The following is a 16,348-nucleotide window of genomic DNA, read 5'->3' as shown; positions in this document are numbered from 1 at the left end:
AGCACCGGTCGTTCGGTGCTCCCCCGCCGCCGTCACGGGTGCCGGGGTCAGGCGAAATCCGCGCGCGGCCGGACGGTCACGCCGTCACGGTCAGCGCGTCCGGGGTCACGGGCGGGTAGGCGAGAGCCGCCGCGTTGTGCCGGTCGAGCAGGGCCTGGGCTTCCTCGCCCGCCAGGCGGAACCGGCTCGCCGGGTCCGCGCCCGAGACCAGTACGTCGTGCATCGCCGCGGTCAGCACACCGTTGATGCCGTTGAGGTTCCCGAGCAGCGGGCCGGCTGCGGCCGGCGTCCGGTTCGGCGAGGCGAGCTGCTCGGTCGCCACGAGGAAGCCGGGGAACGGCTCGGCCCAGTGCTCGGCCATGGCCTGCTCGTACGCCGGCCGGGTCAGCGGCAGGGACCGGTCCCGCATCCGCGCGATCGCGTGCTGGGGGTTGAGCTGGTGCTGGAGGAAGGCCAGTGCGCCGTCTTCCTTCTCCTTCGGCAGGCCGGCGGTCAGGAAGAAGGACTGGCCGCCGAAGGGCCCGCCGCTGTACGGCCGGTCACCGGACCGGGGCAGCTGGCCGACCGCGCACTCGAAGCCTCCTTCGGCTGCCATGCCCGCCATGACGTCGCCGACCGCCGACGAGGTGACCGCGAACGCGACCTCCTGCCTGCCGAACGCCGCCATGCCACCGAAATAGTCGTTCAGCTCCCCGGTGTAGAAGTAGTGGCCGCTCCGCTGCAGCTCCCGCCACCACCGCACATAGCGGAGCAGTTCCGGGGATTCGAGGAAGACCCGCGTGGACCGGGCAGTCCGGCCGTTGTCCCCGTTGCTGAACAACCCGCCCTGCCCGATCACCTCGCGGTGGAACAGCCAGCCGTAGTTGGGCCAGGTGACCCCGTGCGGCGGCCCGTCCGGCAGTTCGGCGACGGCGGCACACGCGGCCGTCAGCTCCTGCCACGTCACCGGCATCCGGTCGACGCCGGCGCGCTCGAGCACGGTCTTGTTGGCGAAGAGCACGTTGCTCGTGACCGACGTCGGCACGGAAACCAGTTCGCCGCCGCGGCTCCAGTAGTCGCGCGCCGAGGGCATGAGGTCGTCGAGGACGACCGGTTCGCCGAGGATCTTGGCGCGGTCCCCGACAGCGCGCTGCACCGGCACGAACAGCGGTTCGCCAGCGCGGTTCCGCGTGTCGAGCGCCACCTGGGTCGCGGTGTAGACGTACTCCGCCACGTCCGGCGGGTTTCCCCGCGCCACCGCTTCGGCCACCGCCTTCGGCAGCTCGCGGTAGTCGATCTTGCGGATCCGCACCCGGTACTCCGGGTGCGCCCGGTTGAACGAATCGGCCGCGTCGACGATCGGATTGCCGAAACCCGGAAGCATGTCCTCGTCGGAATCGCCGGTCTTCGCACTGTCCCCGAGCCACACCTCGATGGTGATCGGCTCGTCGATACCGGTCGAATTCGACACAGCGCCCTCCGCAGTTCTCACGTTGCCGACCCAGGACTGCCCGGGAACCGAGATTAACAGCAGGCACCGGGGCGCTCCCTCTCCTGCGGTGCGAGCCGACGCACTTTTCGAGACGTGCCAGGCACTTCCGTGTGCGAGCATACCGGTTGCGTGCGCCCAACCGATCGTCGAGGTGGCGGGGCCGATCCGCATTCGTTTATCACCAGGAGGAAACGCAGATGGCGACCGGAGAACTGGACGAAATCCAGCAGTACGTGGTGGACGTGTCGCTCCGCGAGGACGACATCGCGCGCGACCTGCGGATGGCCACCATGGAGCTGCTCGCGCACGGCATGCTGGCCCCGCCGGTGGAGGGGCAGCTGCTCAGCTTCCTCGTCGGGCTGATCTCCGCCACCACCGTGGTGGAGGTCGGGACGTTCACCGGGTACAGCACGCTGGCGATGGCGCGGGCCCTTCCCGCGCACGGCAAGCTCATCACGTGCGACGTCAGCTCCGAGTGGGCCGACATCGGCCGGCCGTTCTGGGCCCGCGCCGGTGTCGCCGACCGCATCCAGCTCGAGCTGCGGCCGGCGGTCGAGACCCTGGACGCGCTGTTGGCCGACGGCGCGGCGGGCACGGTGGACCTCGCGTTCATCGACGCCAACAAGGACAGCTACTCCGTCTACTACGAACGGTGCCTCGAGCTGCTCCGGCCGGGCGGGCTGGTGGTGCTGGACAACGTGCTCTGGTCGGGCCGGGTCGCCCGGCCGGGCTTCAGCGACGCCGACACGGAGGCGCTGCGGACGCTGAACGCCGCACTGCGCGACGACAAGCGCGTCGAACTGAGCATGCTCCCGGTCTTCGACGGGGTGACGCTGGCGTACAAGCGCGCCAACGTCGTCGCCGACCCCCGGTGAACGCGGCATCCGGAAGGGGTGGGCAGGACTGATGGACGGCAAGGGAACCCGGGCGACGGTGTCGCCGATCCCGGGACGCGCGCGGCTCGACCCGCGTCGGCGGCTGGCCTTGGCCGTGCTGTGCGCGGCGACCTTCATCATCATCCTCGACGGTTCGATCGTGTTCGTCGCGGTGCCGTCGATGGCCGAGGACCTGGCGCTGACGCCGAGCGCGGTGCAGTGGGTGCTCAGTTCCTACCTGCTCAGCTTCGGCGGGCTGCTGCTGCTCGGCGGCCGCGTCGCGGACCTGCTCGGCCGGCGCCGGATGTTCGTCGTCGGCGCCGCCCTGCTGGCCGTTTCGTCGCTGCTGTGCGGGCTCGCGTGGTCGGCCGAAGTACTGATCGCGGCCCGGGTGGCCGAGGGCTTCGCCGCGGCGATCATGACGCCGACGGCGCTGTCGATCCTGATGACCACGTTCGCCGAAGGTCGCGAGCGCAACAAGGCGCTGGGGGTCTGGAGTTCGGCCGCGGGGATCGGCGGCACCATCGGTTCGCTGCTCGGCGGACCGCTGACCACCGGGCCGGGCTGGGGCTGGATCTTCTTCGTCAACATCCCGGTAGCCGTGCTCGTGGTCGTGCTGAGCCCGTTCGTGCTGCGGGAGAGTTACGACCGCGAGCGCGCCCGGACCTTCGACGTGGCCGGCGCGCTGACCAGCACGGCGGCCCTCGTGGGACTCGTCTACCTCATCGTCGACGCACCGCAGGCCGGCTGGTGGAGCGGCCGGACGATCGGCCTGGGTGCCGTCGTCCTCGTGCTGCTGGCCGGGTTCGTCCTGGTCGAACGCCGCTCCGCCGCCCCGCTGCTGCCACTGAAGTACCTGCGCGGCAAGGGTTTCCTCGGCGGCAACCTGGTGATGCTCACCGTCGGCATGGCCGTGCACGGCGGGATGGGCGTGGTGATGACCCAGTACGCCCAGGTGGTGCTCGGCTACTCGGCGGTCCAGTACGGCCTCATGTTCGCCGTCATGACCCTGCTGACCGTGCTCGGTTCGACGCTCGCCGGCGGCCCGCTGGTGAACCGGTTCGGCACCCGCCCGGTCGCGGTGGCCGGCCTGGTGCTGATCGGCTTCAGCTGCCTGAGCTTGACCGGGATCTCCGCGCGGGGCAGCTTCGTCGACGACATGCTGCTCGGCATGCTGCTGTTCGGCCCGGGGCTCGGCGCCGCGTTCGTCGCCGGCTCCATCGCCGGGCTGGCCGGGGTGCCCGCCGACGACGCCGGGATGGCGTCCGGGGTGAACACCGCGGCGTTCCACATCGGTGGTGCGCTCGGCATCGCGATCCTCACCACGGTCGCGGCCGCGGCGGCGACCGGACCGGACCCGGCCGCGGCGATGGCCGCCGGCTTCCGGACCGCCTTCGGCGTCGCCATCGCCTTCGCCGTCGCCGGTGTCCTCGCCGCGTTGTTCCTCCTCGGCAGGCCGAGGAAATCCGCGACGGTGACCGAGATCGCCGGCAGGGCGGGCCGCGAAGCGGCCTAGTACCGCGTATCCGAAGTTCGTCGACGGCCGATGAGCGGGCGCCGGAACCACTCCGGCGCCCGCTCTGTCGCGTCGGCGGGACCGACGCGGCACAGCCGTGCGGTCGCCGGCAGCGCCACACTGCGCGATCGACCCAATGCTCACCGTGCAATTTTTCCAGGCATTTCCGGCTATTCCGCGCGTGGGGTAAAAACAATCACGTCGACCACGGATTTTCGTCGGTCACCACCATCGCCACACCGCACGGAGAAAGAACGTTTCCCACTCGGGTGAATGCGAGGATCCCTGCAGCCGGCCTCTACTACACCGGCACTGGGGAGCGAAATGCAATGCTGAACAGACGACGCCTCATCACTCTCGGCGGGCTGACCGTGGGCGGAGCGGCAGCCGGATTCCTTTTGCCGAAGGGCACGCCCGCGCAGGTGCGGCCACTGGCCGACGCGCACATGGGCGGGCAGATGTCCGGGATGGACATGGCCGGCATGCTGCACCACACCGGACCTCTCACACCGGCGACCACGCCGCCGCCCGTCACCCCGTTCGCCACGGCCATGCCCGTGTCGCCCGTCCTGCGCCCGGTCGCGTGCAGCTCGACCACGGACTTCTACCGGCTGGCGATCCAGCCGGCGAACGTGGAGATCTTCCCCGGCACGAAGACTCCGGTGCTCACGTACGGCGGCCTCTTCCCGGGGCCGACCATCCGTGCCCGGACCGGTCGCACCACGCAGATCACCTACACCAACGGCCTGAGCGAGGCCTCCAACGTCCACCTCCACGGCGGTCACACGCCCCAGGACAGCGACGGCTACTCGATGGACACCCTCGCGCCCGGAGCCTCGCGCATCTACCGGTACCCGAACCTGCAGCAGGGCGCGACACTCTGGTACCACGACCACGCGATGGGTTTCGAAGCCGATCACCTCTACCGCGGCCTGCAAGGGTTCTACGTCCTCGAGGACGACGTCGAGACACCGCTGCGGCTGCCCTCGGGCGAATTCGACGTGCCGATCCTGCTGCGCGACGCGCACTTCGACGCGAACGCCCAGCTGATCAGCGACTGGCCGGCCCTGCGCCCCACCGTGCTGGCGAACGGGAAGATCCAGCCGTACTTCCAGGTCGCCGCGCGCAAGTACCGGTTCCGCCTGCTGAACGCCGCCAACGAGCGGCTCATGACGCTGAACCTGAACGGCACCGAGATGATCCGGATCGGCTCCGACGGCGGACTGCTGCCCGCCCCGGTGCCGGAGACCGAGCTCTCCCTCGCCTCCGGCGAGCGCACCGACTTCGTGGTCGACTTCGGCAGGTTCCCGATCGGCACGCAACTGGTGCTGTCCGACGCCGACGCCGGCCCGGTCCTGCGCTTCGACGTCGTCCGGTCCGCGCCGGACACCAGTCGCGTCCCCGCCGTGTTGCGCCCGCTACCCGCCATGCCACCGGCCACGGTGACGCGCGACATCACCATGAGCTTCGACCTCACCAGTGCCACCCCGATCGGCCTGATGAACGGCAGGGCGTTCGACCCGAACCGGGTCGACTACCAGATCAAACGCGGCACCACGGAACTCTGGCGGATCCACAACGGCGACGCCGCACCCCTCAACCACACCTTCCACATACACCTGGTGCAGTTCCGCGTCGTCGACCGCGGCGGCGCACCGCTGCTGCCGGTCGACGCCGGGCAGAAGGACACGGTGTTCGTCACCTCGGGGAATTCCGTCACGGTCCAGGCCACCTTCGGCGACTACCTCGGCAAGTACGTCTTCCACTGCCACTTCGTGGAGCATTCGGTGCTGGGCATGATGGGCCAGATCGAAATCGTGCCCTGATCCCGGCCGGGCCCGGGGAGCGGCTTTCCGCCGTTCCCCGGGCTTCGCCGTGCCTGTCCACAGAGGACGGACGGTCGGCAACACAGGAGATGCACCCCGCGCGGAACGGCTGTCAGGCTTCTGCGGCGTTCCCGGGCCGGCCCGACTTCGGCCCCGTGATCGGTTTTGGGAGTGCCGATGAAGTTTCGCTTTCGTCCGGACGGCCGGGCCAAACTCGCGGTGATCGCCGCCGCGGCCGCCCTGGTGCTGGCCAGTGGCAGTGGTGCGGCCGCGACGACGAGCCCCGCCCAGCACGCCGGCCCGGCCGGTGACGGCACGGCCGTCACCCCGGTCGGCTTCCGGGTCACCCCCGCCGGCCGGCAGACCGACCTGGGTGACCTGCCGCTCGGTGCGGTGTTCTTCCCGGACCAGCGGCACCTGGTCGTCGCGAACGCGGGCAACGGCCCGCAGTCCCTGCAGGTCGTCGACGCGGCGACCAGCACGGTGACGCAGACGATCACCTACGACCCGCCGGAAGCCGTGTTCACGGGGCTGGCGTTCAGCCCGGACGGCACGCACCTGTACGTCAGCGGCGGCGGCAGCGACAAGATCCACGTGCTCGGCGTCTCCGGCGCGCAGCTCACCGAACAGGCGTCGATCCCGCTGGCCGTCACCGACGCCGCCGGCCGGCCGGTCGACGTCTACCCGGCCGGTCTAGCCGTCACGCCGGACGGCGCCCGGCTCGTCGTCGCCGACCAGCTGGCCGACGCCGCGACGGTGGTCGACCTGGCCACCGGCCACGCGAGCACGATCGGCGTCGGCCACAAACCGTATGGGGTCACCCTGGCGAAGGACGGGCGCACCGCCTACGTCACCAACCGCGGCGGCAACACCGTCAGCGTGCTCGACGTGAGCACCGCGACCCCGGCCGTGCGCACCACGGTCACCGTCGGCACCCACCCCAACCAGTCGGTCCTCGACGCCGCCGGCCGCCGGCTCTACGTGGCCGACGGCGACTCCGACCAGGTCAGCGTGCTTGACACGGCGACCAACCGGGTGGTGCGGACCTTCGAGCTCGCGCCGTACCCGAACGCGCCGGTCGGCTCGAACCCGCTCGGCCTGGCCCTGTCGCCGGACGGCCGGACCCTGTACGTCGCGAACTCCGGCAACAACGACGTCGCCGTGCTCGACGTGGCCCGCGGTGAGGTCGCCGGGCTGATCCCCACCGGCTGGTACCCGTCGTCGGTGCTCGCCTCGGCGGGCAAGCTGTTCGTCCTCAACGCCAAGGGCCTCGGCGCCGGTCCCAACCCCGACGGTCCCAACCCGTTCAAGGACACCCCGGAACTGACCATGGACCCGGCGTGGCGCGCCCAGTTCATCGGCACGATGATGGTCGGGACGCTGTCCACCGTCACGCTGAGCGCGGACCCCGCCCAGCTGGCCGGCTGGACCCGGCAGGTGGTCGGCAACAACGGGTTCGCGCTCGCCGACCGCGTCCGCGGCGGGGGCAACTCGGTCGTACCCGGACGCGTCGGCGGCCCGACACCGATCAAGCACGTGATCTACGTGGTCAAGGAAGCGCGCAGCTACGACCAGGTTTTCGGCGACCTGGGCAAGGGCAACGGCGCCCCGGAGCTCGGCCTGTTCGGCGAAGCCAGCACGCCGAACCAACGCGCGCTCGCGAACCGGTTCGTGACGCTGGACAACACCTACGCCAGCGCGGAGGTGGGCGTGCAGGGCTGGAGCTGGGCCACGGCGGCCGGCTCCAACTCCTACACCGAGCAGACCTGGGGAGCCACGCCCCGGCGGCACATCGGCGGCACGATGCCGCCGGCCGCGACCGACGATCCGGCCGTCGCGCCGAACCGCGATCCGGCCGGCGCGTACCTCTGGGACCGGCTGGCGGCCAAGGGGATCTCCTTCCGCAACTACGGGTTCGCCGTCGCGCCGGACGCGGCCGGGAAGCTGCACGCCCCCGACCCGACGCTGGACGCGCACACCGATCCGGACTACGTCGGCTTCCAGCCCGACTGCGCCGACTCGGCCGGCAGCTTCGCGCCGCAGGGCGGCAGCGGCTGCATGCTGCCGCGCATCGACGAGTGGAAGCGGGAGTTCGCCGGGTACGTGGCAGGCGGGAACCTGCCCACGGTCCAGTTCGTCGCGCTGCCCAACGACTTCACGTTCGGCAACTGGCCCGGCAAGCCGACTCCGCCCGCCTACGTCGGGGACAACGACTGGGCACTCGGCCAGCTGGTGGAGGCGGTCTCGCACTCGAAGTACTGGGCCGACACGGCCATCTTCGTGACCGAGAGCAACGCCCAGGCCGGCGCGGACCACGTGGACGCGCACCGCACCACGTCGCTGGTGGTCAGCCCGTACACGCAGACCGGCAAGGTGGATTCCACCTTCTACAGCACGGTGTCGGTGCTGCGCACCATCGAACTGCTCGTCGGCGTCAAGCCGCTGACCCAGTTCGACGCGTACGCCACGCCGATGACCAACGCCTTCACCGACTGCCCGAGCTTCACGCCCTACACAGCGGTCAAGCCGACCACGTCGTTCACCGACGTGAACCCGCCACCGGCGAGCGGCGGCAACTGAGACACCTCCGGGGTGCGGCTCGCCTGAGCCGCACCCCGGTTTCGCGCGGGTGGTCCCGCGGCTCGCGCACCGCATCGGCGAGGACGCCGGCGCGGGGCGCGGGTGTGATGCTGGATGTGGTTCACGCTCGTCGAAGGGACGACCACGACATGGCAGCCGCCAGCAATGCGCCAGCGAACGACCCCGCGTCCCGGACGGGCGAAACCACGCGTCCGCTGACCGGAGCCGAGTACCTCGAGAGCCTGCGCGACGATCGCGAGATCTACCTCTACGGCGAGCGCGTCAAAGACATCACCGCGCATCCCGCCTTCCACAACCCGGCGAGGATGGTCGCGCGGCTCTACGACGCGCTGCACGACCCGGAGCACCGCGATGTGCTCACCACCGCCACGGACGCCGGTGGCCCGGGCGGCTACACCCACCGCTTCTTCACCACCCCGCACAGCGCCGAGGACCTCGTCGCCGACCAGAAAGCCATCGCCGCCTGGTCGCGCCTCAGCTACGGCTGGATGGGCCGATCGCCCGACTACAAAGCGTCCTTCCTCGGCACCCTCGGCGCCAACGCCGACTTCTACAACCCCTTCGCCGACAACGCCCGCCGCTGGTACCGCGAATCGCAGGAAAAAGTCCTTTACTGGAACCACGCGATCGTGCACCCACCGGTCGACCGCGACCGGCCACCCCACGAAGTCGCCGACGTCTTCGTCCACGTCGAACGCGAAACCGACAACGGCCTCGTCGTCTCCGGCGCCAAAGTCGTCGCGACCGGCTCCGCCCTCACCCACTACAACTTCATCGCCCACTACGGACTGCCCATCAAGGACCGCAAGTTCGCCCTGGTGGCGACCGTGCCGATGGACGCGCCCGGCATGAAGCTCATCTGCCGCCAGTCCTACACCGCCGCCTCCGCCCTCACCGGCAGCCCCTTCGACTACCCGCTCTCCTCCCGCCTCGACGAGAACGACACCGTTCTCGTGCTGGACAAGGTGCTCATCCCCTGGGAGAACGTGTTCATCTACGGCGACGTCGTCAAGGTCGGCATGTTTTCGGGGCAGTCGGGGTTCATCGAGCGGTTCACCTTCCACGGCTGCACCCGGCTCGCCGTCAAACTCGAATTCCTCGCCGGCCTGCTCGCCAAAGCACTCGAAATCACCGGCGTCAGCGACTTCCGCGGCGTCCAGGCCCGCCTCGGCGAAGTCCTCGCCTGGCGCAACCTCTTCTGGGGCCTTTCGGACGCCGCCGCCCGCAACCCGGTCCCCTGGCGCAACGGCGCGGTACTGCCGAACCCGAACTACGGCATGGCCTACCGCTGGTTCTCCCAGCTCGCCTACGCCCGGATCCGCGAGATCGTGCTCCAGGACGTCGCCAGCGGCCTGATCTACCTCAACTCCAGCGCCCAGGACTTCCGCAACGAAAACATCCGACCCTACCTCGACAAATACCTCCGCGGCTCGCACGGCATCGACGCCACCCAACGCGTCAAGGTCATGAAGCTCCTCTGGGACTCCGTCGGCACCGAGTTCGGCGGCCGCCACGAACTCTACGAACGCAACTACGCCGGCAACCTGGAGAACACCCGGATCGAGCTGCTGCTCGGCCAGCTGGCCGACGGGCAGCTCGACGGCTACCAGCGATTCGTCGACCAATGCCTCGCCGAATACGACCTCGACGGCTGGACCGTCCCCGACCTCGCCTCCTTCGAGCAGCTCGGCAAGATGGGCCGCGACCTGCTCGGCTGAACACCGAAAACGCCGTCGTCCCGGGCCGAATGGCTCGGGACGACGGCGTTTTCGCTTGAGCACAAAGAAAAGCCCGCCCGGCGAAGGAACTCGCCGGACGGGCTTCTCAGCTGCGCGGGCCTGGCTCAGCCGGTCTGCGCCGCGATGAACTCGGCGACCCCGCGCGGGCGCAGGTCCAGCCAGTGCTCGCGGACGTAGGCCAGGCACTCCTCCCGGCGCCCCGGGCCGTGCACGACGGCCCAGCCGTCCGGCGTGGCCGCGAACGCCGGCCACAGCGAGTGCTGGTCCTCGTCGTTGCGCAGCACCGTGTAGTGGGCGTCCTGGTCCTCGAATGGGTTGGCCATCCGATCCTCCCTCCGGCTCAGGCCGCCGCGGCGGCGTCGTCGAGGTGGTCGGCCAGCCCGGCCACCGTGGGTACGTCGAACAGCACGTTGATCAGCAGGTCGACCCCGAGCTCGGTCCGGATCCGGCTGAGCAGCCGCATCGCCTGCAGCGACTGGCCGCCGAGGTCGAAGAAGCTGTCGTCGATGCCGACCTTCGGCACCTCGAGGACCGAGCCGAAGATCGCGCACAGCTTCTCCTGCAGCGGCGTCTCCGGGGCCCGGAACGCCGACGCGGCCTCGAAGTCGGGCTCCGGCATCGCCTTGCGGTCCAGCTTGCCGTTCGACGTCAGCGGGAGCGACTCCAGCCGGATCAGCGCGGCCGGCACCATGTAGTCCGGCAGCTGCTCCTTGGCGTGCGCGCGCAGCGCCCCCAGGTCGACGTCACCGGACTCCGGCACGACGTAGCCGACCAGCCGCTTCTCGCCCGACTCGAGCTCGCGCACCACGACGACGACCTGCGCCAGCCCGGGGTAGCTGCTCAGCGCCGCCTCGACCTCGGCCAGCTCGACCCGGAAGCCGAGGATCTTCACCTGGCTGCTCGCCCGGCCGACGAACTCGATCAGCCCGTCGTCGTTGCGCCGGGCCAGGTCGCCGGTGCGGTACATGCGGGCGCCCGGCTCGCCGAACGGGTCCGCCACGAAGGACTCCGCGGTCAGGTCCGTGCGGCCGAAGTAGCCCCGGGCCACGCCGCGGCCGCCGATGTAGATCTCCCCTTCGATGCCGTTCGGCACCGGGGACAGGCGGTCGTCGAGGATGCGGATGTCGACGTCGTTGAACGCGTCCCCGACCGGCACCAGCGTGCCGGGCCGGTAGGACGCGGTCAGCGGGTGGTGGGCGGAGAACAACGAACACTCGGTGACGCCGTACATCGCCCGGATCACGATGTCCGGGCAGCTGTCCAGCACCCGGCGCACCGCGTTGGGCGCGATCACGTCGCCGCCGGTGAGGATCTCGGCCAGGCCGGTGAACGTCTCCAGCGATTCCTCGGCGAGCACCCGGAACAGGCCGGCCGTCAGGTGGATGCCGGTGATCCGCTCCCCCGCGATCAGGTCACGCAGCTTGGCCGGCTCCAGGCGCCCGGGCGGCGCGATGACGATCCGGCCGCCGTGCAGCAGCGGCATCCAGATCTCGTAGGTGGACACGTTGAAGGCGTACGGCGCCACCATCAGCACCCGCGCGTGCCGCTCGGGCGTCCACTGCGTGTTGAAGATCAGCCGCACCACGTCCCGCTGGGTCACGGCGACACCCTTGGGGTGGCCGGTCGAGCCGGAGGTGTGGATGACGTAGGCCAGCTGGTCCGGGTGGATCGGCACCGACGGGTCGCCGGCGGGCTGCTCGGCGGTGGCCGGGTCGTCGTCGACCACCAGGACCGGGACGCCACCCGGCAGCCCGGCGGCCCGCGTGGTGGTGTCGGCCAGCAGCACCGTCACCTCGGCGTGGTCCACGACCCACTGCCGGCGGTCCGGCGGGTAGTCCTCGTGCACCGGGACGTAGACGCCGCCGGCCTTGAGCGTGGCGAGGGTCGCCACGACGAGGTCGATGGACCGCTCCAGCAGCACCGCCACGCGGTCGTCCTGGCGAACGCCCAGCCCGATCAGCCGGTGGGCGAGCCGGTTGGCCCGCTCGTCCAGCTCGCGGTAGGTCAGCTTCACCTCGCCGGCGGACACCGCCACCGCATCCGGCGTCCGGCCGGCCTGCTCGGCGAACCGCTCGGGGATGACAAATGATTCCATTTCCGTGTTCCCCATCCCTTTTCCTAGCTCGCCAACGTGTCCGGGTTCTGCGGCGCGTCGGAGTCCCGGAACGCCCGCAGCGCCAGCGGACCGTCGAAGATGTCGCGCATGCCGGAGACGCCGGAGAGCATCCGGGCGAAGTCGATCTTGCGCGGCCGCAGGCGCTTCGGATCGATGCTCTGCTGCGCCGCCTCGAAGTAGTCCTCCTTGGACTTCGTGCGGTCGTAGAAGAACCGGACGAACTCCAGGAGCGAGTTGAGGAACTCGCGGTAGTTGCGCTCGTAGCGGTCGTAGAGCGCCGCCTCCTCGGCGGGGTTGCGCAGCGCGAGGTTGGCCGTCTCGAACAGGCCGAGCGAACCGCGCAGCGTCAGGCCGACGCCGGTGGAGAGCAGGGGGTCGATGAACGCGGCCGAGTCGCCGACCAGCGCCCAGCCGGGACCGTAGAACTTCTTGCAGGTGTAGGACCAGTCCTTGATCGTGCGGTACCCGCTCACCCGGGTGGCCGGCGCGGTCAGCGAGGTGATCTCGTCGGCCGCGGCCAGCTCGCTCGCGTGCAGTTCCTCCAGCGTCTTGCCCGACTTCTTGAACTCCTCGATGGGCGTCACGTACCCGACGCTGACCGTCCCGTCCGACAGCGGGATGAACCAGAACCAGCCGTGCGGGCGGTTCTCGGTGAGGGTGTCACCCCACCGGGTCCCGCTGTAGCGGTTGCAGCCCTGGAAGTACGCCCAGACCGCGAGGTTGCGCAGATCGTTGTGGTACTCGATGAGGTCGAGCTTGCGCGGGAGCAGGTGCTGCTGGCCGGAGGCGTCGACCACCAGCTTCGAGCCGACGGTCGTCGGCTCCGCGTCGCCCTTGCGCTGGAAGCGCACGCCGACCGCGCGGTCGCCGTCGAACAGGACGTCCTGGACCGTGGCTTCCTCGATGACGAGCGCGCCCAGCTCGCGGGCCCGGCCGAGCAGCACCGAGTCGAAGTCCGCGCGGCGGACCTGGAAGGTGTACTCGTACTCCGAGGCCTCGGTGAACCGGAAGTCCCACGCCCCCTGGTTGCGGCCCCACAGCAGCGTGCCGCCGTACTTGCGGACGTACCCCATCCGGTCCAGCTTGTCGCGCAGCCCGAGCGCCTCGATCGTCGGCATCGAACCGGTGATGAGCGATTCACCGATGTGGTAGCGGGGGAACTTCTCCTTCTCCAGCACGAGGACCTTGTGCCCCTGCTGCGCCAGCAGGCCCGCGGTCGCCGAACCGCCGGGACCACCGCCGATGACGACGACGTCGAAGTCTTCTGTGCCAGCCATAGTCGTGATTCCTCCGTCAGTCACTTCGATTCCGAGTCCCCGGCGCGGTGCCGCTGGGTCTCGACCGCTTCGTACAGGGACTTGATGTTCGAACTGCCGAACGTGCTCGCGCCCGCTCGCTCGATGATCTCCAGGAAGATCGTGTTCCTCGGGTGCACCGACTTCGCGAAGATCTGGTAGAGCTGGCCGTCGTGGTCCTCGTCGAGCAGGATGTTCAGCGCGCGGAGCTCCTCGACGCTGTGGCGGTCCGGTTGCACGCGCTCGGCGAGCAACGTGTAGTAGGCGTCCGGAGTGGACAGCAGCTCGATGCCGTTGTCACCGATCTGCCCCACGGACGCGAGGATGTCCCCCGTGGACAGCGCCATGTGCTGCACGCCGGCCCCGCCGTGGTCCTTCAGGAAGTCGTCGACGTGCCCGGCCTCCGCCGCCGGGTCGGACTCGATCAGCGTCAGGGTGACCGCCCGCGACTTGCTCTGCACCACCTTGATGTACATCGCCTGGTCACCGGTCACGATCCGCTCGGCGAGCGTGAGGTCGAAGTCGAGGGCCTGCCGGTAGAAGTCGACGGTGGCGTCGATCTGCCCCGGCTCGACGACGACCGCGAAGTGGTCGACGGCGAGCAGGCCGGTACCGGCACCGGCGTCGCCGGGCGCCGCGACCAGCCCGTGCGCGTCGTACGCGGCCGAACCCACCGGGCGCTGGACGAAGGTGTGCGTGACGTCGCCGAACCCGATGATCGACGCGGTCACCACGCCGTCGCGCTCGGCCGGCGCCGCGACCGGGCGCGCGCCACCGCGAACCGCGGCGTCGAACGCCGCCGCCGCGTCCGGCACCCGCAACCCGATGTTGGCGACCCCGTCACCGTGCCGCTCGACGTACGCGGCGGCCGAGTGGTCCTGCTCCACCGGCTCGGTCAGCACCAGATCGATATCGCCCTGCCCGACCGCCACCGACCGGACCTGTCCCGGCGCGTCCCCGGACGTCGCCCGCACCCCGCAGCCGTAACCGCCCACGAGCCACTCGATGTTCTTTTCGATGTCCTCGACGTAAAACTCGACGTAATCAACGGTCATGTTTTCGGACGCCCGCGTCCGCGATACCGTCACCTGTCCTCCAGACCCGCCAGAGACGCTGATGTGAAACACTCCCATCGACGTTGACAGCCGGTACGCGCGAACGCATCTTTCCGATTGCCGACGGCCGAGCGGAAAACGGAAAGAGCCCGGCACCTGCTGCCGGGCTCTTTCCGTTTTCGTCGACGGAGGTCACGTCGTCCGGGGTTCGGAGTGCTCGTGCGCCCTCCCCGGAAACCGTGATGTCCCAGGATTTCCCGCCGACGCACCGCACGTCTTCTCCGCGTTTGCGCAGCGGGGTGACCGAAGCACTCGGAAAGACCCCTTGCCGACCGGCCGCCGATACGTTGTTCGAACGGCCGGCACGTCGACCCGGCAGGCGCACCGGGTTCGCTCCGAGATGGGAGATCACCGATGGCAGAAACCAAGCGGAAGTACGGCAGGCGAGCGCTGGGGGTCTACGGCCTGCTCGTCGTGATACCGGTGCTGGCCAGCATCGTCCTGCTCACCCGGGACGGCAAGGGAGCGGGCGTGGCGGCCAAGTCGGCGGCGGCCGCCGGGCACCCGGTGGCCCAGCTGCTGCTGGCGATCGCCGTCGTCATCGCCGCGTGCAAGGCGGCCGGCTGGGTGATGCGGCGGCTCGGCCAGCCACCGGTGGTCGGCGAGATCGCCGCGGGCATCGTCCTCGGCCCGTCGGTGCTCGGGGCGATCTCGCCGTCGGCCGCGTCGGCGTTGCTGCCGACCGCGATCATGCCCCAGCTGAACGTGCTGGCGCAGGTCGGCGTCGTCCTGTTCGTGTTCCTGGCCGGGCTCGAGGTGAACATCCGGCTGATGCGCGGCCGCGGGCACCTTGCCGTGGTGGTCAGCCACGTCAGCATCGCGGTCCCGTTCGTGCTCGGCGTTCTGCTCGCCGTCTTCGCGTACGCCAAGTTCGCGCCGCAGGGTGTCGGGTCGCTGGCGTTCGCCTTGTTCATCGGCGTGTCGATGAGCATCACGGCCCTGCCGGTGCTCGTCCGGATCCTCAAGGACACCGGCATGTTCCACAGCCGGATCGGGGTCGTCGCGCTGACCTGCGCGGTGGTCGACGACGTCACGGCGTGGTCCCTGCTGGCGCTGGTGGTCGCACTGGTCACCGCCTCGTCGCTGTTCGGCGTGCTGCTGACCCTCGGCCTCGCCGCGGCCTTCACCGGCCTGCTGTACTACGTGGTCCGGCCGCTGATGGCGAAGTACTTCACCCGGACCTCCGAGCCGACGCTGCGCCGGCTGGCCCCGGTGGCCCTGGTCGGTGTGCTGCTGTGCGCGATGGCCACGGAGTGGATCGGCGTGCACGCGATGTTCGGCGCCTTCATGTTCGGCCTGGTCTTCCCGCGCGGCAACGTGGTCGAGAAGTGGCTGCACCAGAACGTCAACGGGCTCACCACGTCCCTGATGCTGCCGCTGTTCTTCGCCTACAGCGGCCTCCGCACGAACATCCGGCTCCTCGGTGACCCCACGCTGTGGCTGTGGTGCGCCGCGATCCTCGTGGTCGCGGTGGTGGGCAAGCTCGTCAGCGCGACGGCGGCGGCCCGCAGCGTCGGGGAGACCTTCTGCCGGGCGCTGCAGATCGGCGTCCTGATGAACTGCCGGGGCCTGACCGAGCTCATCGTGCTGAACGTGGGTCTGGACCTCGGGGTGCTGTCGCCGGAGATGTTCACCATGCTGGTGCTGATGGCGCTGATCTCCACGGCGATGACGGCCCCGATGGCGGTGTACCTCGACAAGCGAGCGGGCCGCCGGGAGGCGGCCCGCGGGCTACGCGTGCACCAGTTCGACGAAGACCTGCCGAAGGCCGCCTGACGGGCAACGGAAAGGGGC

11 protein-coding genes are annotated in these 16,348 nt (G+C 70.1%); 6 read left to right on the top strand and 5 right to left on the bottom strand.

What is annotated here, in order from left to right:
- Nucleotides 1-76: 76 nt before the first annotated feature.
- Nucleotides 77-1,450 (bottom strand): extracellular solute-binding protein, encoded by a 1,374-nt coding sequence (locus AB0J40_RS44480; protein WP_364466172.1) that lies wholly within the window; start codon nt 1,448-1,450, stop codon nt 77-79.
- Between the two features lie 218 nt (nt 1,451-1,668).
- Here AB0J40_RS44480 and AB0J40_RS44475 point away from each other — a divergent pair, with 218 nt between their 5' ends.
- From AB0J40_RS44475 to AB0J40_RS44455, 5 genes are all read left to right on the top strand, one after another.
- Complete coding sequence (locus tag AB0J40_RS44475) at nt 1,669-2,346, top strand: class I SAM-dependent methyltransferase (protein ID WP_364466170.1); 678 nt, start codon at nt 1,669-1,671, stop codon at nt 2,344-2,346.
- A gap of 31 nt (nt 2,347-2,377) precedes the next feature.
- Nucleotides 2,378-3,862 carry an MFS transporter gene (locus tag AB0J40_RS44470; RefSeq protein ID WP_364466168.1) on the top strand — a complete coding sequence of 495 codons (1,485 nt, stop codon included), beginning with the start codon at nt 2,378-2,380 and terminating at the stop codon, nt 3,860-3,862.
- Nucleotides 3,863-4,191: 329 nt separating this feature from the next.
- Nucleotides 4,192-5,688: a multicopper oxidase family protein gene (locus AB0J40_RS44465; protein ID WP_364466166.1), complete on the top strand. Its 1,497-nt coding sequence runs from the start codon at nt 4,192-4,194 to the stop codon at nt 5,686-5,688.
- A gap of 177 nt (nt 5,689-5,865) precedes the next feature.
- Nucleotides 5,866-8,268 (top strand): bifunctional YncE family protein/alkaline phosphatase family protein, encoded by a 2,403-nt coding sequence (locus tag AB0J40_RS44460; protein WP_364466164.1) that lies wholly within the window; start codon nt 5,866-5,868, stop codon nt 8,266-8,268.
- A 149-nt stretch (nt 8,269-8,417) separates the two neighbouring features.
- Nucleotides 8,418-10,007 carry a 4-hydroxyphenylacetate 3-hydroxylase N-terminal domain-containing protein gene (locus tag AB0J40_RS44455; protein ID WP_364466162.1) on the top strand — a complete coding sequence of 530 codons (1,590 nt, stop codon included), beginning with the start codon at nt 8,418-8,420 and terminating at the stop codon, nt 10,005-10,007.
- A gap of 125 nt (nt 10,008-10,132) precedes the next feature.
- Here the strand turns inward: AB0J40_RS44455 and AB0J40_RS44450 are convergent, their stop codons facing one another.
- From AB0J40_RS44450 to hppD, 4 genes are read right to left on the bottom strand one after another with little or no spacing between them, the layout of a single operon-like run.
- Nucleotides 10,133-10,351 (bottom strand): MbtH family protein, encoded by a 219-nt coding sequence (locus AB0J40_RS44450; protein ID WP_364466160.1) that lies wholly within the window; start codon nt 10,349-10,351, stop codon nt 10,133-10,135.
- Between the two features lie 17 nt (nt 10,352-10,368).
- Complete coding sequence (locus AB0J40_RS44445) at nt 10,369-12,123, bottom strand: non-ribosomal peptide synthetase (RefSeq protein WP_364466159.1); 1,755 nt, start codon at nt 12,121-12,123, stop codon at nt 10,369-10,371.
- 23 nt (nt 12,124-12,146) lie between these two features.
- On the bottom strand, nt 12,147-13,421 hold the full coding sequence (locus AB0J40_RS44440; RefSeq protein ID WP_364466157.1) for an NAD(P)/FAD-dependent oxidoreductase: 1,275 nt from the start codon (nt 13,419-13,421) through the stop codon (nt 12,147-12,149).
- 20 nt (nt 13,422-13,441) lie between these two features.
- Complete coding sequence (hppD, locus tag AB0J40_RS44435; protein WP_364466155.1) at nt 13,442-14,494, bottom strand: 4-hydroxyphenylpyruvate dioxygenase; 1,053 nt, start codon at nt 14,492-14,494, stop codon at nt 13,442-13,444.
- 414 nt (nt 14,495-14,908) lie between these two features.
- Between hppD and AB0J40_RS44430 the strand changes: the two genes are divergently transcribed.
- Nucleotides 14,909-16,330 (top strand): cation:proton antiporter, encoded by a 1,422-nt coding sequence (locus AB0J40_RS44430; RefSeq protein ID WP_364466153.1) that lies wholly within the window; start codon nt 14,909-14,911, stop codon nt 16,328-16,330.
- The last annotated feature ends 18 nt before the right edge of the window (nt 16,331-16,348 follow it).

Origin of the sequence: Amycolatopsis sp. NPDC049691, assembly GCF_040675005.1 — a bacterium.
Lineage (GTDB): Bacteria > Actinomycetota > Actinomycetes > Mycobacteriales > Pseudonocardiaceae > Amycolatopsis.
This window is presented reverse-complemented; position numbering and strand designations above follow the sequence as displayed.